The sequence below is a fragment of the Anabaena sp. FACHB-595 genome, from assembly GCF_048568275.1.
Lineage (GTDB): Bacteria > Cyanobacteriota > Cyanobacteriia > Cyanobacteriales > Nostocaceae > Trichormus.
Genome location: NZ_CP183473.1, coordinates 4,449,218 through 4,475,337, shown reverse-complemented (window position 1 = coordinate 4,475,337; position 26,120 = coordinate 4,449,218). Strand labels below are relative to the sequence as shown.

15 protein-coding genes and 2 pseudogenes are annotated in these 26,120 nt (G+C 40.2%); 6 read left to right on the top strand and 11 right to left on the bottom strand.

Going from position 1 to position 26,120, the window contains the following annotated elements; translation table 11 throughout:
- Positions 1 to 62: 62 nt before the first annotated feature.
- The 3 genes from ACN222_RS18555 to ACN222_RS18545 form a co-directional block, all read right to left on the bottom strand.
- On the bottom strand, positions 63 to 800 hold the full coding sequence (locus ACN222_RS18555) for a phycocyanobilin:ferredoxin oxidoreductase (RefSeq protein ID WP_010997850.1): 738 nt from the start codon (positions 798 to 800) through the stop codon (positions 63 to 65).
- Between the two features lie 408 nt (positions 801 to 1,208).
- Positions 1,209 to 2,948 carry a serine/threonine protein kinase gene (locus ACN222_RS18550; RefSeq protein ID WP_190449801.1) on the bottom strand — a complete coding sequence of 580 codons (1,740 nt, stop codon included), beginning with the start codon at positions 2,946 to 2,948 and terminating at the stop codon, positions 1,209 to 1,211.
- Positions 2,949 to 3,193: 245 nt separating this feature from the next.
- Complete coding sequence (locus ACN222_RS18545) at positions 3,194 to 4,657, bottom strand: MFS transporter (RefSeq protein ID WP_010997848.1); 1,464 nt, start codon at positions 4,655 to 4,657, stop codon at positions 3,194 to 3,196.
- 65 nt (positions 4,658 to 4,722) lie between these two features.
- On the opposite strand from ACN222_RS18545, the gene ACN222_RS18540 reads away from it, so the two are divergent.
- Positions 4,723 to 5,241, top strand: a complete 519-nt coding sequence (locus tag ACN222_RS18540) for a phosphoribosyltransferase (RefSeq protein WP_010997847.1) — start codon at positions 4,723 to 4,725, stop codon at positions 5,239 to 5,241.
- Positions 5,242 to 5,317: 76 nt separating this feature from the next.
- Here ACN222_RS18540 and ACN222_RS18535 read toward each other — a convergent pair whose 3' ends face one another.
- Positions 5,318 to 6,244 (bottom strand): AEC family transporter, encoded by a 927-nt coding sequence (locus tag ACN222_RS18535; protein WP_044521901.1) that lies wholly within the window; start codon positions 6,242 to 6,244, stop codon positions 5,318 to 5,320.
- A 101-nt stretch (positions 6,245 to 6,345) separates the two neighbouring features.
- Here ACN222_RS18535 and ACN222_RS18530 point away from each other — a divergent pair, with 101 nt between their 5' ends.
- On the top strand, positions 6,346 to 7,155 hold the full coding sequence (locus ACN222_RS18530) for a M15 family metallopeptidase (protein ID WP_010997845.1): 810 nt from the start codon (positions 6,346 to 6,348) through the stop codon (positions 7,153 to 7,155).
- Positions 7,156 to 7,209: 54 nt separating this feature from the next.
- Here ACN222_RS18530 and ACN222_RS18525 read toward each other — a convergent pair whose 3' ends face one another.
- The 4 genes from ACN222_RS18525 to ACN222_RS18510 all read right to left on the bottom strand — a co-directional run bounded on the left by ACN222_RS18525 (position 7,210) and on the right by ACN222_RS18510 (position 12,174).
- Positions 7,210 to 8,907: a BsuBI/PstI family type II restriction endonuclease gene (locus tag ACN222_RS18525; RefSeq protein WP_231865479.1), complete on the bottom strand. Its 1,698-nt coding sequence runs from the start codon at positions 8,905 to 8,907 to the stop codon at positions 7,210 to 7,212.
- A 76-nt stretch (positions 8,908 to 8,983) separates the two neighbouring features.
- On the bottom strand, positions 8,984 to 9,574 hold the full coding sequence (locus tag ACN222_RS18520; RefSeq protein ID WP_231865478.1) for an Eco57I restriction-modification methylase domain-containing protein: 591 nt from the start codon (positions 9,572 to 9,574) through the stop codon (positions 8,984 to 8,986).
- Between the two features lie 220 nt (positions 9,575 to 9,794).
- A complete protein-coding gene (locus tag ACN222_RS18515) occupies positions 9,795 to 10,943 on the bottom strand; it encodes a glycosyltransferase (RefSeq protein ID WP_010997842.1) in 1,149 nt (382 codons plus the stop codon).
- A gap of 61 nt (positions 10,944 to 11,004) precedes the next feature.
- On the bottom strand, positions 11,005 to 12,174 hold the full coding sequence (locus tag ACN222_RS18510; protein ID WP_010997841.1) for a glycosyltransferase family 4 protein: 1,170 nt from the start codon (positions 12,172 to 12,174) through the stop codon (positions 11,005 to 11,007).
- Positions 12,175 to 13,087: 913 nt separating this feature from the next.
- On the opposite strand from ACN222_RS18510, the pseudogene ACN222_RS18505 reads away from it, so the two are divergent.
- A pseudogene (locus tag ACN222_RS18505) lies at positions 13,088 to 15,068 on the top strand (SMP-30/gluconolactonase/LRE family protein).
- A 126-nt stretch (positions 15,069 to 15,194) separates the two neighbouring features.
- Entirely contained in the window at positions 15,195 to 16,361 is a 1,167-nt protein-coding gene (locus tag ACN222_RS18500; protein ID WP_010997838.1) for an AGE family epimerase/isomerase, read from the top strand.
- 42 nt (positions 16,362 to 16,403) lie between these two features.
- Here the strand turns inward: ACN222_RS18500 and ACN222_RS18495 are convergent.
- Positions 16,404 to 16,772, bottom strand: a pseudogene (locus ACN222_RS18495) (ATP-binding protein); the annotation flags it as partial.
- A gap of 63 nt (positions 16,773 to 16,835) precedes the next feature.
- Between ACN222_RS18495 and ACN222_RS18490 the strand changes: the two are divergent.
- Entirely contained in the window at positions 16,836 to 17,039 is a 204-nt protein-coding gene (locus ACN222_RS18490) for a cation-transporting P-type ATPase (RefSeq protein WP_044521898.1), read from the top strand.
- Between the two features lie 223 nt (positions 17,040 to 17,262).
- On the opposite strand, the gene ACN222_RS18485 is transcribed toward ACN222_RS18490, so the two are convergent.
- Positions 17,263 to 18,123, bottom strand: coding sequence for a mechanosensitive ion channel family protein (locus tag ACN222_RS18485; protein WP_010997836.1), 861 nt, complete (start codon positions 18,121 to 18,123; stop codon positions 17,263 to 17,265).
- A gap of 420 nt (positions 18,124 to 18,543) precedes the next feature.
- Complete coding sequence (locus ACN222_RS18480) at positions 18,544 to 19,398, bottom strand: mechanosensitive ion channel family protein (RefSeq protein ID WP_010997835.1); 855 nt, start codon at positions 19,396 to 19,398, stop codon at positions 18,544 to 18,546.
- A gap of 565 nt (positions 19,399 to 19,963) precedes the next feature.
- Here ACN222_RS18480 and ACN222_RS18475 point away from each other — a divergent pair.
- Positions 19,964 to 26,014 carry an AAA family ATPase gene (locus ACN222_RS18475; protein WP_044521884.1) on the top strand — a complete coding sequence of 2,017 codons (6,051 nt, stop codon included), beginning with the start codon at positions 19,964 to 19,966 and terminating at the stop codon, positions 26,012 to 26,014.
- Positions 26,015 to 26,120 lie beyond the last annotated feature (106 nt).

The window sequence follows — 26,120 nt, the reverse complement described above, 5'->3', positions numbered from 1 at the left end:
AACAAGAGAATCCTCATTTCACTAACCCCTACACCACTACACCCAATCTCCACAAACGACCGTTATTCTGGGAGATCAAATAACACTGTGGTCATGTAATTTTCTGCCCAATCCACACCAAAAGCTTTTTCTAGCACCCGGCGAGTTTTATCGTTTTGTTGCTGTTTGCTACAGTAATTGTGTTGTCCAGCTAAAATTTGCTGTTTTTGTTCTGCTGAAACGGGACTAGCAGCGATCGCACCTTGACAATGAACTTGCAAAAACTCCCGCACCCGTCCCAAAAACATCGCCTCTTCTTCTGGTGAACTCGGACGCACAAAAATGCAAAAATCGGAGAAGATATTTCCCCATTCTGGCAATTCTCTTGGTTGAGAGAAATTTAGTGTATTGAGACTTGTCAGCGCCGAATTATAGGATTCGGGTAGGGTGCGGTCTAAGTGTACAGGAGAAAGGTCGGCGATCGCTGCACTAATTTGACCTCTACCCCCAACCAAGTCACAGCCAAACATCGGTAGGTCATACTCTGGACGCGGAAACATCACACAGTGCAGGATGTCTAGCATATTTCCTACCTTGGCTAATTCCAAGTGCATCTTCCGAAACTGGGGTGTTTGATAGCAACGGTTTTCAATCGTCAGTTTCTCACCCTCTAGTCTCCCTTCCACATACCCCAACTCAGCAGGCAAATGGTAAGGCGACAAATCCAGGTGCTGATGCCAAACTTCTTCAATACAGTCAGCTAGTTGGCGAATGAGGGGATGTTGTTGCTCACGTAGCGAGGGAATGGAAGTAAGTGACATATTCTATTCGGGAATGCAATCTAGATGTCAGTCTACTGCCAGGAGCGTTACTTCTGTTCTAGATTGCAACATAAGTTAGGGGATTGGGGATTGGGGAGAAATAGTTAGTATTAGGTGTTGTTGGGGATGACAATTAAAGATTTAGCAGAATACCTTACCTTACTTATGTGTTTGTCTAGGTAAATCAACGAGAATGAAGTGGTGATGAAGAACCTATGAAAATACGATTAATAGGAGTAATTACAGTAGTCAAACAGATGTTAAGGCTATAGAATCGAAGCGTAAAGTGAATATACAGAACCAATTATAGTCTATCACCTATAGTAGCCCCCTGACTAGATATAAATAACCAGTCAGGGGGTCTTAATTTTGATCAATGGTCAGTTGTCAGTTGTCATTAGTTTTCCCCTACCGCCAACCCAAAAACCGCAATCCTGGCACAATTAGGTAGTAGCTTATGCCTAACCAAAAGCTCATCAAAATGCCGACAGAGCTAAAAAAGATGATAGGCAAGGATAATTCTGACCAGAGGTGACGACTAGAAAATTGTAAAACAGTGGTGGGAAAACCTAAAACTATCAAAATTGCCACAAATATCGCTGTTCCAAATGAGCCAATCATGGCATAAACTATGTGATGGCTACGGAAACCCATACTTAGAGCTAATAAAAATACAGATATGGCGGTTGCTCCTACCAAACCTTCACCGCTATCTGCGGTCGATGTAATGATTTGCCACAATAACCAGCCAAAGGCGTAGCTGATTATTCCCATGAATGAGGCAACTAAAAAGCGCCGTCGTTGGGCAAAACACCCGGATGCTGTCAGTCCCCAGGCTGTACCTAAACCTGCGGCGGCAAATACGATAATTTCTGCACCGAATCCTGATTCAGGGTTAGTTATTAATTCGGGTAATTGACCGGCGATAAATTCGACTAAGCGATCGCCTAAGTTTGTGCGATATGCCAAAATAAATCCAGCGATCGTGCCTACACTCGCACCAAGACCAGTTAGCAGCATTGCCCAAATAGTGGCAAAACAAGCTGTAATGATCTGCACTATTGTCTTTGCAATCCACCGCAAGATTTTACCTAAGGTTTGTCCCAAGTTGCTGAAAACTTGCTCAGTAGATTGATTTAATAGTGTTAGTTGATTAGCAACCTGTGTTAAGAACTGCTGGAAACTGTTCTGTCCTGAAGCTGGCTGGTTAATTTTTGCTAACCGTTTTTGAATTATAGCCGCACTAGTGGGACGCGATCGCACATCCTCTTGCACCATCTCATCTAGTAAATCTGCCAACTCAGGTCTGATAGTAACTCTATTACGCCATTGCAAAACCCCTGTCTGAGGATCTTCTAACTCTGGGGGATACTTACCTGTGAGTAATTCAATCATCGTTCGACCGAGAGCATAAAAATCAACACTCGGCCCGATATGCCCACCGGTAACTTGTTCTGGTGGACTGTAACCAGAAGAAAATAACCTTGTAGAACTTGATTCTTGGCGCTGTCTTCCAGTATTAAATTGTTTTGCCCCACCGAAATCAATTAAAACTAATTGTTCCCAGCCTGTTCCCCCTGGGGGTGTAGGTACACTAGGGGAAGGAGTGCGTAACATCAAATTGGAAGGCTTGATATCACGATGTATAATTTGATGCTTATGTAATTCTTGTAAGATTTTTATTGCTTGGGTTAACCAGTTTAATACCAAATTTTCTGGACATCCTTGGGGATACTTATTTAACATTTCCTCCAAAGTCGGCCCGTTAATTTTTTCCATCACCAGACAAGGTAGTTGGCGCGGCTTGGGATTGGATAAATTAACTTGAAAATGACCATCAGCCTCAACTTTAGGGACACCAGGATGGCGTAACCGAACTAAAACTTCTGCCTCTTGAGTAAATAATTCCAGCGCCTTGGGAGAATCTTCTATCAATACCTTTAGAACTTTTTCCGTTTGGGTCTTCTCATCCCAGACTGTATAAATTTGTGCAAAACCCCCCGCACCCAAAGTCTGTAGTGGCACATAACGATCTAACAGCTGTAGCACTGTGCCACAGCTGTTACAAAATTTGTTACCCCAGGGCTGGGGGTAGGGACGTTGACAGTCAGGATTTATGCAGTGAACCCCAGAAAAACGGTATACCAAGGCTTTTAATCTCTAATTCATTTTCGACACTCAAGAAGTTTTCACAATGGCTGATTTGCTGGTTTTGAGGATATTTAGTCAGTCCCTACGTACTATTTTTATTATGCTCAATAGATGTTCAAAAGGTTGTATTGATCAAAAAAATCATCTGGAATGGGTAATGGGAATGAAATAACTACTTATATACCCCTATACCCTTCTCCAAACCCTTGATCTTTCGTTTTCATGCGTAAGTCCTATACTTATCACTCTGGATTTGTTTCTCTCTGCTTTTGACGTTCTTGGAGTTTTAGCAGAATTTCCGCGTGCATTTCACGGGTAATGGGGTAGAAATAGGTTAAGACTAAGCCAAAAATTAAACAGATGGTGGGTAAAGGCCCAACGGCAATGCGGATAGCGAAAAGAGCCGATTCTGGTTGTATTGGTAGAGTAGTTTGTCCAGCGACAGCTTCTTTGAAACCAGATGCTTGCAAGGCATTACCTACCAGAAATAAGCCGAAAGCCAAACCAAATTTCTGCAATAAAACCATAAAGCCGTAAAAAATACCTTCTCGGCGTTGTCCAGTTTGCAGTTCGTCTAATTCAATCACATCGGGAATCATTGACCAGGGGACTAAGTAAGCTGTGGATACACCCACACCCGCCATGATAGCCATGACATACATCAAACCTATTTGACCAGGTTGTAAGAAAAAGAGTCCAGCAGCTGCAATTATCCATGAACTCATTCCCAAGAAATAAACGAGTTTCTTACCAATTTTTTTACTTAAAGCCGTCCAGACAAATAACATCAATAAAGCAGTCCCTTGTACTGCAATCATCGTTGTGGGTACATCTGATTCAGGCAGAGACATACAATTGATGACAAAGTAGGGAATAATGCTGGCTGTTATTTGTACTCCTAACCAAGAAAACAAATATATGCCAATTACAAATAGAAAGGGGCGATTGCTGAAAACAATTTTTAATTGTTCAAAGAAAGGGATAGAGTCAGATTCCTCAACTTGAATACGTTTTGCTTCAAATGCCAATACCCGCTCGCGCACGCCAAAGACGCACCAATATAATGATATAACCGAGATGACGGTGCAAATTGCTGCTAAAACTATATACTGTTGCTGGCGATCGCTAATCAACGACAAAACAACTTTAGATAAAATTAAAGATAAAATGCTGCCACCAATAGAAAAGGCAAAGCGAAAACTATTCAGGCTAGTGCGTTCGTCATAATCTTGGGTAAGTTCTGGAGTCAGGGCTGTATAAGGCAGGTTTACAACTGTATAAAACACCTGGGAAATCAACCCAATCACTACGTAATACCAAAACAAAGCCCAAACATTACTACCCTGGTCGCTACTAAATCGCGGTACAATCCACTGTAAGAAAAAGAAAATTCCAAAAGGAATTGCCCCATAAAGCATCCAAGGCAAACGACGACCCCACCGCCGAGACTTTGTTTTATCCGTCAATACCCCCACGAAAGGATCGTTAACAGCGTCCCAGATTTTCCCAATCATTAAAACACTACCCGCCAAACCAGCCGGAATACCAGCAACGTTGGTAAAGAAAATTAATAGAAAGAATATAGAAATATTGGCGGTAATTGCTGGGCCTAAATCACCAGCACCGTAAGCCAGCTTGGTTTTCAAATCTAATTTTTGACTATTCTTAGGCTTTTGGGCATAACCATCAGCAGCAGAGTCGTTCATAATACCTTGCGCTCATATTAAAATATTGCGATCGCCTTTAGTATCACCTAAAACCTACTTACCTTATGCCAGACCTTTACGTTTCTTGGTCAGAGTATCACTATAAAATTGAGCAACTGGCTGCTCATATTTATCAATCTGGCTGGAAGTTCAATCAAATTGTCTGTTTAGCCAGGGGTGGACTACGAGTGGGAGACATAATTTCCCGTATCTATGACAAACCCTTAGCAATTTTAGCCACATCTTCCTACAGTGGCGCAGGTAAGCAAGAAAGAGGTTATTTAAATGTTTCTCGTCATCTAACAATGACCACTGAAAGTTTAGGTTCACGTATTCTCCTAGTCGATGACTTAGTAGACTCTGGAATCACACTCAAAGAAACCATACCGTGGCTAAAACAATATAGTGATTCCCCAATTGAGGAAATCCGCACGGCTGTAGTTTGGTATAAAGCTTGTTCAGAGATTAAACCCAATTACTACGTCGATTATTTGCCAGATAATCCTTGGATTCATCAGCCCTTTGAACATTATGAGCATACCAATCCCGCAGATTTGGCGGCTAAGTTAGGTCAGTATTGTTGATGGGGAAGGTGAGCAGGGTATGGGGGGAGAAGATATCTGTTGATTGTTGACAACTAACAATTAACAACTGACTAATTCAAAACAACCATAGCCACATGGGGAGTGTTAAGAGTAGTAACACAGATCCTATAGCTATTGTTGTGACTGCGAGGTTGTGGTCTAAATTGAAGGTTTCGGCGATGACTAGACAGGCAAAGGCTGGGGGCATGGCCGTTTGCAGGATAATAACTTTGGCAGCTGGCCCGGTTAATCCAAAAAACGGTAAGGTGCAGCTTAAAATGAGGGGAACTATGAGCATTTTGATTCCTAAGCTGATGCCTACCTGTGGTAGGTTATCTAAGGAATTTAGTTTGCTTAAGCGCATTCCAATTAATACTAGAGATAAAGCCACCATACTCCAGGCAAATTTATCTAAGCCATATTCCCAAATCTCAGGAATTGCTATTTGGCGAAATAGTAAGCCAAATCCGAAACTCCATAGAGCCGGATTAACGAAAATCGCTCTTATGACTTGCGTAAGTTGGCTGTGATTTTGTAAGTTAGTGCCGAAATGAGCGCCTAATGCTACGCCCAACGCATAAGCACCAGGAAAAGACCCCAGCAAATCGTAAAATAATGCCCAAGCAAAGTATTCTTTGCCTACCATTGCCAAGGTAATGGGAAAGCCTAAGTAACCTGTATTACCTATCATGGCTGCTAGCAACAAGCTTCCCTGGGTGGGTTTTTCAGGTTTTGTATTACCGAAGTATGTCTGTCCTTTGATTCCTAGCCAAGCAAAGAACGCGCCTAGTAGAATAGCCAAGTATGCGATCGCAGGAGCAATCCAGATTTGTCCAGATAAGTCAGTTTGTCGGAGAAAAGATACTATACTTATCGGTACTCCCACACAGAAAAGAAACTGACCCAGACGGGTAGGAACTGTACTAGGTAGCTTGCGTCCCAGAATAAAACCTACTAAGACTAAGCTGACAAGTTTGACGTATAGTTCTAGGAGATTTATCAATGTTGCGCCTAAGAATTATAGATGTAAAATGCTACCCAACAAGCTTATTCTTATCAAGTCTACAATTTTTATGAGAGTTCCACAAAACCAGGAGTTGACCTGTGAATAAAGCTGGGTTTTCTGGAGAGCCACGCGATCCATTTGATGAACTTAGTGATGATATCCCAGTAGCCTTACGCGACACTCCTGGTATCACACCTAAACAACGCTTACAACGCCTGATTTTCGTGACGGGTGGAGTAGGTGCGTTTGTGATACTGGCGATTGTTAGTGGGTTTGTTTTTTTTATCACCACGCCTAAAAAAACTACTGAGTCCCAGCCTTCACCAGCTATTGCTGATGCTACACCAATGCCTACAGCCAGCAACCCGGCTGATCTGCAAGCTATACTAGGTCATTTGGCTTACCCAGAGGCTCCAGAGTCAGAATTAGTGCCAATCAGTAGGGATGGACGCATCCGAATGCGTAGAAATGCGGCTCAACGGTTCCAAGAAATGGCACAGGCGGCGCGGACTGCGGGTGTCATCTTAATGCCTATTTCCGGCTTTCGTTCTGTAAAAGAGCAAGAGCAATTATTTTTTGCTATTGGCGCTCAACGTAATCAAACCCCAGCCCAAAGAGCAGCCCTCAGCGCTCCCCCTGGTCATAGTGAACACCACACAGGTTACGCGGTGGATATTGGGGATGGCGCAGCACCGACAACTAATTTGCAAGCTATTTTTGAAAATACCAGAGCTTTTAAATGGCTAGAGGCGAATGCAGCTCGCTTTGGTTTTGAGATGTCTTTCCCCATGGATAATTCTCAAGGAGTGAGTTATGAACCTTGGCACTGGCGTTTTGTAGGCGATCGCGATAGCCTAGAAACGTTTTATAAAGCGAGAAATTTAAAACCTGTTAAAACACCACAATAATATAGGGTAAAAGTCCGAGAACAGAATCAATCTAGGGGCTTCTAACATTATTGCTCAAAACCTATTTTCTCGGTCTTCATAGGGTCCCAGAAATCTTTCTCCATTGAAATGAATCATGTGATCAGGTTGAGCTGCTACCCAAACTTCTGTCTCCCAAGAGATTTCAGCAAGATAGCGAGTCATTTCCTTGCGACTGGGGAAAGCAGTAACGAAAACTAACCCCTGACGGCTAGATTGAAAGAGCCGCTTTAATTCGTTGCGACGTTTTAGATTGACCGGACCATGACTAGTCACCGCTTCTATCAAGACAAGCCACTCTTGCCGTTCGTAGTAAACCACAATGTCTGGCATCTTACCGTGAGGATCTAACTCGATCCCAATTTCTCGAAACTTCTGAGTCTCATTAACAATAAACTTATTTCCAGCATCACCTACAAACAGAACTAAACCTTCAGGTGTAAATCTGGGACAAAAGTTTTCCAGAATTTCTTTAATCAATATATTTTGTCCACCTGATGATAGTTGAATTGCTTGACCGTTAGGCAAACTTACGGGAATCATCGGGATATTTCGATTTCTGTCCTGCAATAAGTTTTTAACTGAAATAACATAATTACGACGAGTCTCTTCCCACTGCTCGGAACCGTATGATTTAAGCAGTGTCACAAATTGTTGATGAAGTTGATAACACCATTTGGGACTGTTAATCGGTCGATCTGGTTGATCTGGATTCTCAACAACTATCCCCATCTGCACAAACTGGTGCATCGTCTGCCGTCTGACTGTTTCGCGTGTATTCGGTGCGTATTGTTTACCATAGTGATCACGAAACCAATCCATCATTTCTGTAATTCTGCGTCTTGGTGATGTAGCTTGAGTCCAAGGAATTTCCGGACGAATATCTGCCAATGCAAGTAAGAAAAGTGCTGAACGCTCGTTCTGTTGCTCTTTGGGAGCAGAAATATCTTTAAGAATTGCCAACGCCTCCTCAATTCGTTTAGCAGCCAGAACTGCCTTTATTGCCTCGCTCATAATCGATAGAGTTTTATGTACAACCGTATCAAGTTGAGCCTGATCAAGGCAAGAATCACCAATTTGACTACCTAGCTTGATTAAATCATCTTTGCAAGGATACTTAATTCTACGCAAATCCGTTGCATTTACTTGTGTATGTCCACTGAATAGGCGGAAGTAACTATCCAATAAAGTTGAACTGAGAAATGCTGCTAAACCTCGTGCCAGGTCGGGATTCATTCCCTCACCTTGAGAATGGTAGTAGTTGAGGTGATTTTCTATGCCCAACACTGGTGCATCTACAGGAGAACATACAGCAGCAACAACCCGCCGTTTTTCTTCTTTAGCAGAAAATCGCTTCGTCAAAACATACCAACCTGATGGAATTAGCCATTTGTCTGTTTCTTGATTTTGTACAATGGCGATGGACTTACGCGGCTTTTTTGGCGGAAATAAAACTTTCCCTGTTTTTATTGCTTCTGGGTAAAGTAATGGAACAGTTTCCTCATTCACATAATTTCTCAAAGCTGATTTGAGGCGAAAATCTACAACTGGCCCCGTTGACACTGCTAACCCAAGTTCATCTAAGGTAGATGAGAATTGATCCATTTGCACTCGCAATGAATCTTCTAGAGAGTTTGTAATAATATGAATATAACTGTCTGAATCATTCTCATTCACAACTTCGTTGTAGGGAATATTTCTTAATTCTAAAATCCCATCTGATTGGGCTTCCAAATTATTAGTAATCTCTACGTAACTACGATCTTCTGTAGTTTTAATAGCATGAAAAATAATATTCTCTTGTAAAATTTCATATTCCGGAAAAGCTTCTGAACGACTTGTGAAAATTTGGATTTTTTTCCAGCTTCATCTGTTCTAAAAAAGATTTACGGAAATGTCTAAAATAACTCCCATTACAGAAACTTCTGGGAGTAATTGCAACTATCTCTCCATCCTCAACTAGTCGTAAAATAGTCAGCCAAACAAATGCACTATATAGATTTACAGTCTCAATTCCCATTTGAGAAATTATTTTCTTTTCAATTGATTTGTTATTTATCTTCTTGTATAGCGGATTGATAATTGCATGGGTAAAATTGATGGCAGATGTTGATAATAGGGGTAAATTTATTTCACTATTAGCATCAATGAAGTTTTTTTCATACAAACAATAATTAGCGGCAATTCCTTTATTTTCTAAAGCGGTGCAACAATCTATAAGGCATTGCTTTAGAGGTAATATAAATATGGGTTCAACTTCATATACTGTAATAAAGCAACTCTTAACCTCATGAGAATTTGCCAACAGTCGCTCCACAAAGGCAGCAGTTAATGATCCAACCCCAGCACCAGGATCTATAAGACTAATATGACCCAATAGACTATTAAATTGTCCCACCATAAAACGGGCTAGTGGTGCAGGAGTTAAAAACTGTCCTAGTTCTCTGCGACGATGCAAATTCAGTCTTGAGGAGAAATTAATTCTATTGATGTCAGTGGAGTCTGTCAGGAAGGTTGTCATGCAATCAATTGAGTCTCAAAGATGCCATAGTTGTCCGGCTTGCGACCTAGTATATACACAGTAGTACAAAATATGCTCGCAATTAGGACTTATCATTCTATCAGCGCGTAAATCCTAAAGATGATAAAGTTTCGGCAATTTGTTGATTGATTGTTACCACATCAAAACGTTGACTAGCAATAGCCTGGGCATTACTCGCTATAGTTGCAGTCTTTTGGGTGTCTTCAATACAAGTATTAATAATATTGGCTAGTTCCTGGGATTCTCCTGGGGTAGTTAAGAACCCATTAACCCCATGTTCGACTAATTCCATTGCACCACCGGCTTTGGCGGCGACTACAGGTTTACCACAAAGCATGGCTTCAACAATCACTCTACCAAAGGGTTCTGGGGCGGTGGATGTGTGAGCAACTAAATCACAAGCCGCCATTAATTGGGGAATATCAGCCCGAAAACCTAAAAATTTAACGCGGTTTTCTAACCCTAATCTGGTAATTTGTTGATGTAGCTCTTTAACATAGTCTTGCTCACCAAATAGGGCATCACCTACCAAAATTGCTGTCACTTGTGGCGGACATTGAGCTAGTGCATCAATCAGAATATGTTGTCCCTTCCAAGGTGAAAGACGGCTGAAATGTCCAACTACAAAATTATTTGCTACGCCTAACTGTTGTCGTAATTTACTAATATCTGATGGAGAAGTTTTATATAGATTTATGTCAAAACCGTTGTAGATGACTTTTGTTAGCTCTGCGCGTCCTCCAGCTTGGATAAACGCTGTTTGACTGGCTTGGGAATTGGCGATTACCAATGAGGCGAAACGATTAGCTAAGTTAACTGCAACCCGCAGGTTGGTTTGGCTAAAGTGTTCCGGGGAAAGAATATCATGTAAATGATAAACCAAAGGACGACGAGCGATAAAGCTAGCGATCGCACCCACAACTAACGCTTTTTGCGTATTGGCGTATATTAAATCATATTCATGCGCTGTCTGCACGACTTTAGCCACCAGAGGCGCAAGCTGTCCCAAACTGCCAAATGCTTGCAATAAATTACTTTGCTTACGGACTTGAATTGGCTGATTGGTGAATACTTCAACAGGGATGTGATGTTGCTCTAGTAAAGTTTTAAATGCGCCATCTGCAAATAATCCCACCAAAGCGCGATCGCGGTAAGGTTTAGCAATATCAATTAAACACAATTCTGCACCACCTGGTTTCCCACTCTGGTCTAAAAATAATATTTTCATATAAGTAATCCAGTTTGATTCCTGTTTGCGTAGCCCTTTTATTTGCGTATACAATCAACAGTTAAGCCAAAATTACCTGTCGTACTTGTTGAGCAATTTTCTGCCAATCAAAATTAGTCACAGCATACTGGCGACATTCTTCTCTTGAAGGTTTTGGTATTTGTTCTAACAATATCTGTGCTATTTTCTCAGCAATAGCAGTAGCTTCAGGAGAGGCTGTAATTAACTGTGGTGAAAATGGTGTTAAAATTTCTGGCATTCCTCCAATGGGAGTGCATAGAACAGGAGTACCACAAGCTAAAGATTCAGTAATTGCTAACCCAAAACCTTCAAAAGATTGACTGGGCATAACAGTTAAATTAGCAGCTTGGTAAGCGATAGGTAACTGCTCATCTGGGAGAAAACCTAAAAATTTTACGTTGTTCTCTAAACCCAATTCTTGAGCTTGTTTTTCCAATGTCGTTTGGAGATGTCCCCGACCGGCGATCGCTAGCCAAATATCAGGTAGCTTTGGTTTAATTATTGCTAATGCCTGTAATAGTTTGTCTACTCCGACACGATGCACTAAACGTCTGGATGTAAATAAAATAGGACGGCTTTCAGGCCAATTTAACTGCTGGCGAGCTTGTTGGCGCGATAAATTTGGCTGAAACTTATCAATATTCACACCGCCAGGAATAATATGTATTTTGTGCCAGGGAATTTGATATTGCTGGTGTAATATATTACCAAATGCTTTACTGAGAACAATAAAGCGATCGCAATGATTATATGTGGTTTGTTCTATCAGCCGACGCTTTAAAAAAATACTGATTTTATTCTTTACTAATTCCTGTTTACTTTCTGATGCCCAAGGCCCATGAAAATTAAAAGTAATGGGTATACCTTGAGGCAAAATATCTAAAATAGGAAAGCTATATAAAGCAAAATGTAAATTTATTGCGTCTGGTTTGCCTATTCTTGTTTTCTGAAAATTATTCCGAATAGACCAAAACCTTTGCCAAATTTTACTATCTGGAGATGCTAAGTTAGTTAGTTTAATTGGCAAATGAAATTGATTATCTGGTAAACCAACTCCACATAGCTCTACTCTATCTTGATTAGCTGATAATTGATAAGTCAACTCATAAATATATCTTTCCAAACCTCCTGGATTTGTAGGAAACCAACCAGAACCTAAGGTCAGAATAGACGCGGATACTAAATTTAATTTTTCTTTTTTATATTCCACTCTTATCTCCTAGTACTGTATGGAGCTTGAGGATATTGGCTTCGATATGAAGTATCACTCCGTTTATATATTTAGCAAGATTGTCAAGACTATCAGGAAAATACAGGAGGATATAAACAAACAGGCGAGATTTTATTCATGTTTTTTACTCTATACAGTTAATGACATACTACTTATTGTTTATCTTCTCTGATTTTCGGAGTTATCAGTAAATATTGCATCTGACTCGATATAGATTTTATTTAAATTTACCTATGATTGAGCTTCTTTATTTACCAAATCTTTAAATAAATATGATGAGTATAATTTAAGATTTTATAAAGGCATTTCTCTCATGATATAGAGTGTTTCTGTAGCTAAGGTATTCTTTGTAACTCACGAAGTTGAGGACGAAATTATTTGGAGTTTGACAAATCTGTCTGTAATCACACAGGTTATAAATCTTGCTGGTGAGAAAATATATATAGAGATAGGTTGATTAGTTTTAAAAAAGAGTATGCCAATATACTAAATTCGTATTTTTATAAATGATTTAAAAAAATAGAAAGTTATATTTTTTTGATGAATATTCGATAAATACTAATTCTTTAAGTCTATTAATTTGTTATTTATGTAATATCACTTACGTAATTAAAGATAATACTAGGGCTTCCTACATCCTAAATGTGATTTTCTTCAATTTTCATCCTCTAGGGAAAACATCCTTTCCGATGAGAGAGATGTTTTTTTATGAGTATTTTTGCCCAAACAATTATATTTCAAACTATATAAAAATAGTAGGGTAATTAAAAATATATAAGGCTCACAGGTGGAATTTATCCTGTTAATTTAATATCGCTGAGTAAGATTAAAAATAACCGCTAAAAATTATTTTTCAATGACTGAATTAGCCATTAGATAACTTGTTAATGTAATGAAACACGAAATATTAGATGAATTCAAAAGGTTACAGTCTAGGGCAAAAAAACAATCTAATAAAATATTTAAATATTTAAGTTATAGACTTCTAAAATCATGGATATTTTTAATTATTGCTATAATTTCATTTCTGGCTATCACTATTATTACCGCAGATTTAACATTGAGTGAAGTTGCGGAAAATTCTGATAAAAAAGATTTGATGGGCGATATTTTTGCCGATAGTCAGAAATCTATACAAAACTATATTGAGGGAATATATGTTGCGCCTAATGGCACAGTTTATACAAATAGTCATGAGGATAAAGCAGGAGCCGAAGCATCAATATATAAAGATGGTAATGTGATTGGTGTTCTCAGTGATCTTGATGGTTGGAGTCGTCGCGGTGGTAAAGCTGTCACAGCAAATAGTAAATATATTTACATTGCTATGAGCCAAGGATTTGTCGGCAAAATAGACAAAGATTATCCACCAGAAGGGACAACTTGGTATTGTGTGAGACGTTATAACTTATCTGGTAAACCAGCGCCCTTTGCAAATGGACGTGGCTGGGATAAGAGTATGTTAATCGTCAACACCAAGAGTGAAGTGACTGGATTAGCAACGAAAGATAAGAATTTATATGTCAGTGATGCAGCGAATAATAAAATCCGCGTCTATAACACTGAGACAATGAAAGAATTACGCAACTTTAGTTTTCTTAGACCAGAGGATATAACTATTGATAAACAAGGGAATTTGTGGATTATTCAAAAGCAAGATGCAAATAACCCTGCTAAAATTTTGCGTTATTCTTCATCAGGGAAACAATTACCGCAAAAAAATAACTAATGTTGTGTTACCTGGAGCGATCGCACTCGATAATCAAGGCAGACTGTTAGTAGCAGAAAATGGGACACTCCAGCAAGTCTTGATTTATAAAATTCAGGATCAACCAGTCCAAGTTGGCACTTTTGGCCACACAGGGGGGATTTATGGAGGCGTTCCTGGTGAAGTCCAAGATTTAAAGTTTTATGGACTAACAGGAGTCGGCGCAGATGCTCAGGGGAATCTGTATATCAATAACAATGGGTTCAATAATTCCGGCACAGATTTAAGAAAATTTTCGCCATCAGGAAAACAACTATGGCGATTATTAGGATTATCCTTAGTCGAAAATGCTGACGCTGACCCTAAAACGGATGGAAGAGAAGTTTTTACCAAGTATGAACAATTTTTGATAGATAGTAGCAAGCCTAAGGGTCAGCAATTGATTTATAAAGCTTACACCTTAAACGGCTTCAAATATCCTCAAGATTCACGACTGCATATATCGCCCGATACTACCTTTGTACGTCGGATTAACGATGAAAGATTTTTGTTTCTTTTAGATCCGTACAGCAACGCCTTAGAGATTTATCGATTTAATCCTAGCAAAGATGGCAACATAGCTATTCCAGCAGGAATGTTTGTTGGTAAAAATATCAGAGGTAAATCAGCAATCTCAGGAACTTGGCCACCTGAGCAACCAGAAACAGGAAAATGGATTTGGCGCGATCGCAACGGTGACGGCGCTTTCGACAAAGAAGAATATGATCGTAGTGAAGATTCTTCCTCTGTTACAGGATGGTGGGTGGATAGTAAAGGCGATGTGTGGACAACTCTGGGCGATCGAAGAGGTATACGCCATTATCCTTTGCAAGGACTAGATACCAATGGTAATCCCATCTACACTTACAATTCCATACAACAGGAAAAAACTCCCCTCATCTTTACCGATTTACGGCGAATCAAATACTTTCCTGAAAGTGACACCATGTATTTGTCCGGCTTTACAGCAAAAAATCCACCCTTTGCTGAAGATCCTCAAGCTCCAGGTTCCGAGATCGCTTGTTTTGACAACTGGAGTAAAGATAATCGTATTCTCCGTTGGCGAATTGTGGTTCCCAAGGACACCATCCGTAAGCGTGAAATGATTACTGCATCTACGCATTAAGTTCTTCTTAAATAAGGATGATTTAGGGGGAGCTAAAACTTTTGGCTACCAACAAACAGAATACTTGTAGTCAATCCACAACAAGGCGATAATTGACCCTGATGTTTTTGAACAGGGGATTGCACTATGGGGAAAAACTTACAAGCACTGGCGCAACTTTACAAAAATGCCCTCCTCAACGACGTACTCCCGTTTTGGGAAAACCACTCCCTGGATACGGAAGGCGGTTATTTTACCTGTCTTGATCGCCAGGGTAAGGTGTATGACACAGATAAATTTATTTGGCTGCAAAACCGCCAAGTCTGGACTTTTTCCATGCTGTGTAACCAGCTAGAAAAACGGGAAAACTGGCTCAAAATTGCTAGTAACGGTGCTAAATTTCTTGCCCAACATGGCAGAGACGCAGAGGGAAACTGGTATTTTGCCCTCACCCGTGGAGGTGAACCATTAGTACAGCCTTACAATATTTTTTCTGATTGTTTTGCAGCGATGGCCTTTAGCCAATATGCTCTCGCCTCTGGTGAAGAGTGGGCAAAAGATGTGGCTATGCAAGCATATAACAATGTTTTGCGTCGCAAAGATAATCCCAAAGGCAAATATACCAAAACCTATCCCGGCACACGCCCCATGAAAGCCTTAGCTGTGCCAATGATTTTAGCTAACCTGACCTTAGAAATGGAATGGTTGCTTCCCCAGGAGACTCTAGAAAATGTCTTGAGTGCAACCGTTCAGGAAGTTATGAGTGACTTTCTCGACAAAGAACGAGGATTGATGTATGAAAATGTTGCCCCCGATGGTTCCCACATTGATTGTTTTGAAGGGCGGCTGATTAACCCTGGTCACGGTATTGAGGCGATGTGGTTTATTATGGACATCGCCCGACGGAAAAACGACAGCAAGACTATTAACCAAGCAGTTGATGTGGTGTTAAATATCCTCAATTTCGCCTGGGATAAAGAGTATGGCGGCTTGTATTACTTTATGGATGCAGCAGGTCATCCCCCACAACAATTGGAATGGGATCAAAAATTGTGGTGGGTGCATTTAGAATCTTTGGTGGCTTTGGCGATGGGTTATCGTTTGACAGGTCGTGAAGTCTGTTGGGAATGGTATCAAAAAATGCACGATTATTCTTGGCAGCATTTTGCTGACCCAGAATATGGTGAGTGGTTTGGCTACTTAAATCGCCGTGGGGAAGTGCTGTTAAATCTCAAAGGCGGTAAATGGAAGGGATGTTTTCATGTACCCCGTGCTTTGTATCTGTGTTGGCAACAATTCGAGGCCTTGAGTTAACAGTCTGCTTCATCCGGGAATCACTAACTCAATCTCTGGCGCAACCATACTTACATGAGTATGTTCTTTAATTCTTCGCCGGAATGATACTTCCCATAAACCGTTACGCTCCCAAGAGCGAAGGTGGGGGAAACTTTGCAAAATTAAGACTAAACGTTTGTCTAAATCTACCGCCATAAATTGGGGCAATTCTAACAATAGTTCAAACGCTTGCCAAATTTGTTTTTGGTTGAGGGAACGTAAAAGCTTAAGTTTAGTTTCTGGATGAAATGTAAAAAATTCCTTGGTATTTTTCTCTACCCAACTTTGGATTTTTTCTGCTTGCCAATTTTGGTTAATTGCTTCTGTGAGTAACTGCAAAAATCGCTCTCCATCTGTGGCGCGGATGCAGTCAATATCTAGCGCGATCGCTCTTCACTTCTGTCACACCCCACTGTTTGGCGTTCCTTAGAGATATCCGAAGCGATCGCCTGTTTGCAAACTGATGCAGAGATAGGTTTAAGTAGCACCCAAGCACAACACCTATTAACTAGTGGCGGTGCGAATGAACTGACTGGAAAGACAGGTAACCCTTGGTGGTTGAAGTTTCTGTTGCAATTTAACCAGCCGCTATTAATTATTTTGTTGTGTGCAGGTTTGGTCAGAAAATCAGTTATGTTCGTTGGTTTGAAGAGATGATGTTATTTTGAATATTTTGGGCTTAATAGAGTTAGTGTAACTAACCATGTAAAGTTTTGTATCATCCTTCAACATTTTTGGTCTTTATTATTTCTAGGACTTACACATGAAAACGAAAGATCAAGGTTTTGGAAAAGGTTGTAGGGGTATAAATGTTTGAAACCCTTACACCCGATCTCAACAGATAACCTGTGTGCGTAAGTCCTAATTGCATATCTAAGTTCTAGCCTCTTCCTAAAGATGTCCGTTGTACAACATTAGCTGATGTTCCATCGGGTGATTGTCCAGTAAAGGCATAACGTTGTTCGGGAATTGGATAACCGGCTTCACCAAAAGTTTCGCGTATGGCTTTATTCGTGTCAAAATACACTTGCCAGTAATGCTCATGATGACAATAAGGACGTACTGCTAATACTGTTCCTAATAAGTTAAATTCCAAAATTTCTACATCTGGTGCAGGATTATTTAACACATGAGGTATTTGGCTAATTCTCTGTTTTAATCTCCTAATTGCATCTTGATGATCAACTTCATGATGCAGTTGCGCTTCTAGGTCAACACGGCGGTAAGGGTTGGCAGAAAAATTCTGGATATTATCAGCAAATATTTTATTATTACCAATAATAGTCTTGACGTTATCAGATGTATTGATGGTGGTTGTGAACAGTCCGATTTCTTCTACTTTCCCGGTAACACCTGCTGCTTTGATGGTGTCGCCAACCGCAAATGGGCGAAAGATAACTAAAAATGCGCCAGCCGCGAAGTTTGCCAAAAGCCCACTCCAAGCCGCACCGATAGCTATACCAGCCGCCGCTAGTAATGCTGCAAAGGAAGTAGTTTCTATGCCAAAAAAGCCGAGAATTGCAACAATTAAAACAATTTTGAGGATTACATCTACTATATTTACAATATAGTTAATCAGCGTAGGTTCGACGTGTTTACTACGAAAAGCACGGCGCAGTAACTTTAAGCCAAAATTAATCAACAATTGAGCAATAATCCAAAGAGCGATCGCTCCTAAAACTCTCAGTCCAAACTGTGTTAAAAGAGCTAGAGCAACTTGACTAATCTCAGCTACATTCATAAGAATTTCTCTATTTTTTATGCTTTTTGAAAAGAACAGTAATCTACCGCTAGGTGCTGACGGAAATTGATTTAATTTTTGCAGCTTGCCATAATAGTGAGAATTAGTTCATGGCTTAACCTCTTTCCTAAGTTAGGTTTTATTTTTTACCCTAAAAAAATGTTAATAAGAAAGAAATATAAACACAAAAAAGGTAAGTCAGAGAATGACCTACCTTGTGGTTAATTCTTATTCTGCTTGAAGAAAAATACAGTAATAGGACTTACGTACCCAGGTTTTCTGTTGAGACTGGGTATAAGGGGGTAAGGGTATAGGGGTGTAAGGGTTTTAAACATCGACATCCCTACACCCTTCTCCAAACCCTTGATTTTTCGTTTTTATCCGTAAGTCCTAAGTAATTACAACTCAGTAATTACCATATTAAGAAGATAATGCCGATGAGGGAATGACGGAACTAGTACCATTTTCGGGTGGGACACTAAAACCATAGCGCTGTTCAGGGATGGGATAACCTGCTTCACCAAATGTTTCGCGTATGGCTTTATTTGTATCAAAATAAACTTGCCAGTAATGATCATTATTGCAATAGGGACGTACTGCTAATACAGGGCCTGCTAGATTAAAGGTAAGAATTTCTACATCTGGTGCAGGATTTTCTATCACATTGGGAATCTGGCTAATTCTGGCCTTTAAAAGAGCGATCGCTTGATTATGATCAACATCATGATGAAGTTGCGCTAGCAAGTCAACGCGACGGAAGGGATTAGCTGAGAAATTCTGGATATTATCAGCGAATATTTTGTTATTGGCGACTATTGTCAACACATTGTCAGGAGTAGTGATATCTGTAGTGAACAGGCCGATTTCTGAGACTGTACCGGTTATCCCTGCGGCTGTAATAAAGTCACCAACCTTAAACGGACGAAAAATAATTAAAAACGCACCTGCGGCGAAGTTCGCCAATAATCCACCCCAAGCTGCACCAATAGCCACACCTGCGGCTGCTAGCAATGCGGCAAAGGACGTAGTTTCAATGCCAAAGAAACCGAGAATTGCCACAATCAGCACAATTCTCAATGTGACAGAAACAATATTCAGTAGGTAGCTAATGAGCGTCGGCTCAATATTCTGGGTGCGTAAACCACGACGCACTAACTTGAGGGCAAACTCAATCAGCTTTTGAGCAACAATCCATAGTGCGATCGCCCCTAAAACTTTCAGCCCAAATTGAGTTAACAGTGCAAGAGCAACCTGTCCAATTTGTGGGAAATTCATAATTTCTTCTTATTTTAGTGTTTATCAAAAAACATACTAGAAATTCTGGAAAAACTGTCTATGGATACTTTTTTTTAATCTTTGGCATAAATAAGCGTCATTGAAATCAGCCATCACATCTCATAGAATAAAAAATTTATCATCTATCTTTAGCTATATAAATAAGCTCCGCCGAGAAAAAATGGTGATATGTGAAGCTGGATAACTGTACATAAATATGGGCATACTGACTCATAGACAAGGGCTTATGCCATAAAAGTCTTCGCTTGGGAGCATTGTGAAGGTGGTTACAAATTTGCCAAGCCGAGGGCTGACTGGAAGAGGCAGGGGGCAGGGGGAAATGTTGACTACTCTATAACTTTGTAATCCTACTAGGACTGACGCATCCAAGTTGCCTATTGAGACTGGGTGTAAGGGTTTTAAACATTGACACCCCTATACCCTTCCCTAAACCCTGGATTTTTCGTTTTCATGCGTAAGTCCTACCTCCTTTGTCCAAAGGCTAATTATTAGTTTTCACACGTAAGTCCGAAGAAAAATTGATATCCGCATGGAGTCAGTCAAGATGAATACGTATGTAGATTTGGCGATCGCAATTCCTGGTTATTTTATATTAGAAGAAATTTATCATGGCTCCAAAACAGTTGTTTATCGGGCAGTAAGAGAAGCAGATCAGCAACCTGTGGTGATTAAACTGCTCAAGCGCGAGTATCCTACCTTTAGTGAACTGTTACAGTTTCGCAACCAGTATGCGATCGCTAAAAACTTAAAGATTCCCGGCATTGTCAATTTATATAGCTTGGAACCATACCGCAATAGTTATGCAATGGTGATGGAAGATTTTGGCGGCATTTCTTTACGAGATTATGCCCAACAGCAATCGCTTTCCTTAACTGAAATTTTGACTATTACCATTCAACTAGCAGATATTCTGCATCATATTTACCAACAAAGGATAATTCATAAGGATATTAAACCTGCAAATATTCTCATTAATCCAGAAACTAAACAGGTTAAATTAATCGATTTTAGTATCGCCTCTCTACTACCTAGAGAAACCCAAAATATTATTAGTCCTAATATTTTAGAAGGAACTCTTGCCTATTTATCACCAGAACAGACTGGTAGAATGAACCGAGGAATTGACTATCGTAGTGATTTTTATTCTCTGGGTGTCTCGCTTTTTGAATTACTCACTGGAGAATTACCATTTACTACTGATGATCCAATGGAGTTGGTTCATTGTCATATTGCTAAACAACCTGATAAATTTACAATACCCTTCTCCTGTCAGAGACGCTACGCTAACAGGTTCTCCAATGGAGGAGAAAGCACGAAATTACCAAATGAAGAAACCATTCCCCAAGTTGTTGGTGAGATCGTGATGAAGTTAATGGCAAAAAATGCCGAAGACCGTTATCAAAATGCCTTGGGTTTGAAATATGATTTAGAAAAATGTCTGGCAGAATTACAAGAAACTGGTAAGGTTGAATACTTTACAATTGGCAGTCGGGATGTATGCGATCGCTTTATTATTCCTGACAAACTATATGGGCGAGAAGCAGAAATAGAAACCTTACTAGCAGCCTTTAATAGAGTGAGTCTTGGGGCTACAGAATTGATGCTGGTAGCTGGTTTTTCCGGAATTGGTAAAACGGCGGTAATCAACGAAGTTCATAAACCTATTGTTCGTCAACGTGGCTATTTTATTCAGGGTAAATTTGACCAATTTCAACGGAATATTCCCTTCTCAGCATTTGTGCAAGCTTTCCGTAATTTAATGGGGCAATTACTCACAGAAAGTGATACTCAGATTCAGCAATGGCGAAGCAAGATTCTAGAAGCTGTAGGTAAAAATGGACAAGTAATTATCGAAGTTATACCAGAATTAGAACTGATTATTGGTAAGCAACCAGCAGCACCAAAACTATCAGGTACGTCTTTACAAAACAGATTTAATTTATTATTTAAAAAATTCACTCAAGTCTTTACCAGTGCTGAACATCCATTAGTAATATTTCTTGACGATTTGCAATGGGCTGATTCTGGTTCGTTGAAATTAATTCAGTTGTTAATGAATGATACAGGTTATTTGCTTTTAATTGGTGCATATCGGGATAACGAAGTTAATCCAGCACATCCATTAATGTTAACGGTGAATGAAATTGGCAAAAATAATGGCACTATCAAGAAGATTGATTTAGCACCATTAAATCAATTAAAGGTGAATACATTAGTAGCGGAAACCCTTAAATGTTCAGAGGAAACAGCCCAGTCCTTGGCTTTATTAGTATTCCAAAAAACTCAGGGTAATCCTTTCTTTACTACACAATTTCTTAAGGCACTACACCAGGATAATCTAATTCAATTTAACTACGATTTAGGATGTTGGCAGTGTGATATTGCCCAAGTTAACCATCAAGCTTTGACAGATGATGTGCTTGCCTTTATGGCATCTCAACTAAAAAGACTGCCGCGAGCAACTCAAGAAGTATTACAGTTAGCTGCTTGTATTGGCAATCAATTTGATTTAGAAACTTTAGCAATTGTTTGGGAATCATCGCCGATGAAAACGGCGGCTTGTTTATGGAAGGCATTACAAGAAGGTTTGATCATCCCTCAAAGTGAAGTTTATAAGTTTTTTGTTGGGCAAGAACAAGAAATAGATCATGCACAAACTACGGAGATTGTTACATATAAGTTCCTTCATGACAGGGTGCAACAAGCTGCCTATTGTTTGATTCCAGAAGCTGAACGGGCGATCGCCCATCACCACATAGGACAATTACTACTACAAAAAATCTCACCCGCAGCTAGAGAGGAGCATATCTTTGAAATAGTCAATCAGTTAAACTACGGCATTACACTGATTACACAACAAAGCGAACGAGATGAACTCGCCCAACTCAACCTGAATGCGGCGCAAAAAGCCAGAGCTGCAACAGCTTATCAAGCCAGTCGTGAATACGCCGACACAAGCATGACACTTTTAGGTGAAACTGCTTGGCAGCGACAATATCAATTGACTCTCACCATCCATGAATTAGCGGCGGAGATTGCCTTATTGTGTGGGGATGTTGAGCAGATGAACCAGTTGATTGAGACGGTGGTTAACCATGCCAAATGCCCCTTGGATCGGGTGCAAGTTTACCAAGTCAAAATCCAAGCTCTTACCTCCCGCAATGAGTTGTTAGAGGCGATCGCCACAGGTAAATCCTTCTTGCAAGAACTAGGGGTCAGCTTGCCTGATCATCCCACTCCAGAGGATGTACAGCAGGCTAGAGAGGAAATTAACAGATTAATTGGCGATCGCCTCCTGGGGGAATTTATCAATCTGCCGAAGATGACAGACCCGGAAAAACTTGCCATCATGCAAATTTCCAGCAGTCTCATCCCTGCTTGTTACATGACAGGTTCACTGTTGTATCTGTTGATTGTTCCCTTACAGGTGAAACTTTCTCTGCAATTTGGTAACAGTCTGTTTTCTGCTCATGGTTACGTGAGTTATGCCTTTCATCTGAGTACAACATGGCAAAACATGGCATTGGCCCAGCAGTTGGGACAAATAGCTTACCAGCTAGCCTCGGAGCCAGAGGCCAAAAACATTCGCGCCGCCACTTTCATTGTTTTGGGAGGATATTTCTATCACTGCACATCTCATCTGCAAGACACACTGCCAATTATCCAAGAAGGATGTATTGCAGGATTAGAAACGGGTAATTTGGAATTTTTTGGCTACAACGTGCAGAATTTTGGGATGAACGCTTACTGGAGTGGTGAATCTTTGAGCGAATTTGCATCCCAAATGTGTACTTATCATCAGCAGTTACTCGACTTTAATTTGGTGACAAGTGCAAATCATTGTTTCGTTTATTGGGAATCAGCATTGATTTTACTAGGAAAATCAGCTGATGAGATTTCATTACGCCAAGATGCCTATGCCGAGAAAATTGTGACTGAAGCACTAGCTTCTAACGATTTGTGGCGACTATTCCAGTTTTACCTGTATCGCTTGGTGCTGAATTTTCTGCTAGCAGATCCTCGCGCCAAACAAGATGCAGAAAAAGCTAGACAGTATTTAACTGGTTGTATGGGGAGTGTAGCCGAACCAATTTTTTACTTCTACGATTCCTTAACAGCATTGGCTGAACTTCACCAATCACCAGCAGGCCGAGATAGTCAATGGCAACGAGTCCGAGAAAATCAAGCAATTCTGGACAAATGGGCAGACCATGCACCAATGAATTACCTACATAAATGGCAATTGGTGGCAGCAGAAACACATCGTCTGCTTGAACAGAAAACTGAGGCCATGGAATTTTATGAGATGGCAATTAAAGGTGCAAAAGAAAATAAATACCTCCGAGACGAAGCCCTAGCCAATGAACTTGCCGCAAAGTTTTATCTGGATTGGGGAAAAGAAAAAGTTGCCGCAGTTTATATGCAGGAGGCTTATTATTGCTATGCTCGTTGGGAAGCTAAAGCCAAAACTAACGACTTAGAAAAACGCTATCCCCAACTGCTCCAACCAATTCTGCAAGAACGACAGTTTAAATTTAACTTTCAAGAAACTATAGCTGTTCCTGGCACATCTTCATCTACCCTCAGTTCCACATTAGGTAGTACTAGTATCTCCGACACCCTAGATTTTGCCTCTATCTTAAAGGCTGCTCAAGTTATTTCCACTTCCTTAGAATTAGACGAACTCATCACCAATCTCACTGAGATTATTTTAGAAAACTCTGGGGCAAAAAAATCTGCACTGCTGCTTCCCCAGGAAGATATTTGGCAAATCAAAGCCATGACTTTGAGCAACTTCCAACCAAATTCTTCCGAATCTACCCAAACTATCCTGGAATCACAACCATTAGAAACTTGTGAAGATATCCCCAAAAACATTATTTACTATGTCAAAAATACCCAACAAACCGTTGTCATAGATAATCTACAAACAGATATTCCAGGACTGATTGGGGAATATATGTTGCAACATCAACCCCAGAGCGTATTTTGTACGCCAATGATGAATCAGGGGCATTTAGTGGGGATTCTCTATTTAGAAAATAGACTAACAAGGGGAGTCTTCACTAGCGATCGCCTGGAAGTGATCCGCCTCTTATCTGCCCAAGCCGCAGTCTCTCTAGAAAAAGCTCGTCTTTATCAAGAATCTCAAACAAAAGCTCAACAGCTAAAACAATCCCTCAAACAACAGAAAATCTTGTTTAATGTTGTTAATCAGATGCGCCAGTCTTTAGACTTGAATGCTATTTTCTGCGTAGTTACCCAAAATATTCGTCGTATTCTCGATGTTGATCGGGTGGGAATCTATCAGTTTCACCTAGATGTAAATTATGAATATGGCGAGTTTGTCGCCGAAGATGTATCACCTGCGTTTCCTTCTGCTCTAGCAGTCAAAGTTCAAGATCACTGCTTTGGTGAAAACTATGCCAACCTCTATAAACAGGGACGCATCTGTGCAATAACCGATGTACAATCATCGGAGATTTTAGATTGTCATCGGCAAATTTTGGCACAGTTCCATGTTAGAGCATCATTGGTAGTACCAATTATGCAGGAAGAAGAACTGTGGGGACTACTCTGTATTCACCAATGCGATCGCCCTCGTCAATGGGAACCATTGGAAATGCAATTTGCCCAGCAAGTCGGCGCGCAAATGGGTATTGCCCTTAAGCAAACAGACTTATTAATCCAAACGCAAAAACAAGCCACCCAACTAGAACACACACTGCAACATCTCCAGCAAACCCAACTTCAGTTAGTACAGAATGAAAAAATGTCTGCATTGGGTAATTTAGTTGCAGGGGTAGCTCATGAAATGAATAATCCATTGGGCTTTATTGCCGTCAGCTTGCAACATACTCAACCCACTTTTGCTGATATTATGGAGCATTTGAAACTATATCAAGAAAGTCTGCCCCATCCCGGAGATAAAATCCTCCATCATGCCGCACAAATTGACTTAGATTACATCTTAGAAGACTTACCCAAGTTAATTGAGGCGATGGTAATGGCGTGCGATCGCCTAAAAAATATCAGCACTAGTCTTCGCACTTTTTCACGAGCAGATAAAGATTACAAAATACCTTTTAACATTCATAAAGGTATCGATAGTACCATTTTAATTTTGAAACATCGATTGAAAGCTAACGACAAACGTCCAGCGATTGAGGTAATAACTGAGTACGGTAATTTACCCCACATTGAATGCTTTCCTGGACAATTAAATCAGGTATTTATGAATATCTTAGCAAATGCCATTGATGCTTTAGAAGACGCAAATAATGGTTTGAGTTATGCAGAAATTACAGCGAACAATAACCGCATTATAATTCGTACCACCCAAGTAAATAACCACGTCAGAATTTCTATTACTGATAATGGTATCGGTATGAGTGAAGAGTTAAAACAACATATATTTGAGCATTTATTTACGACCAAAGGTGTAGAGAAAGGTACAGGATTAGGACTAGCGATCGCTCGTCAAATTGTTGTAGAAAAGCATGGCGGAGCAATAGAGGTCAATTCTCAACTAGGTCAAGGCACTGAATTTGTGATTATCTTTCCTATAACAGCAGAAAGCGCCAATAAATATTGATAATATAAAAATACAAAAGGGCATCTAAAATAGATGCCCGTCATGCAGGGAAAACTTTTGATAGTTATCCCTACACCTTCCCAACAATCAGCAACAGTGGCTAGTT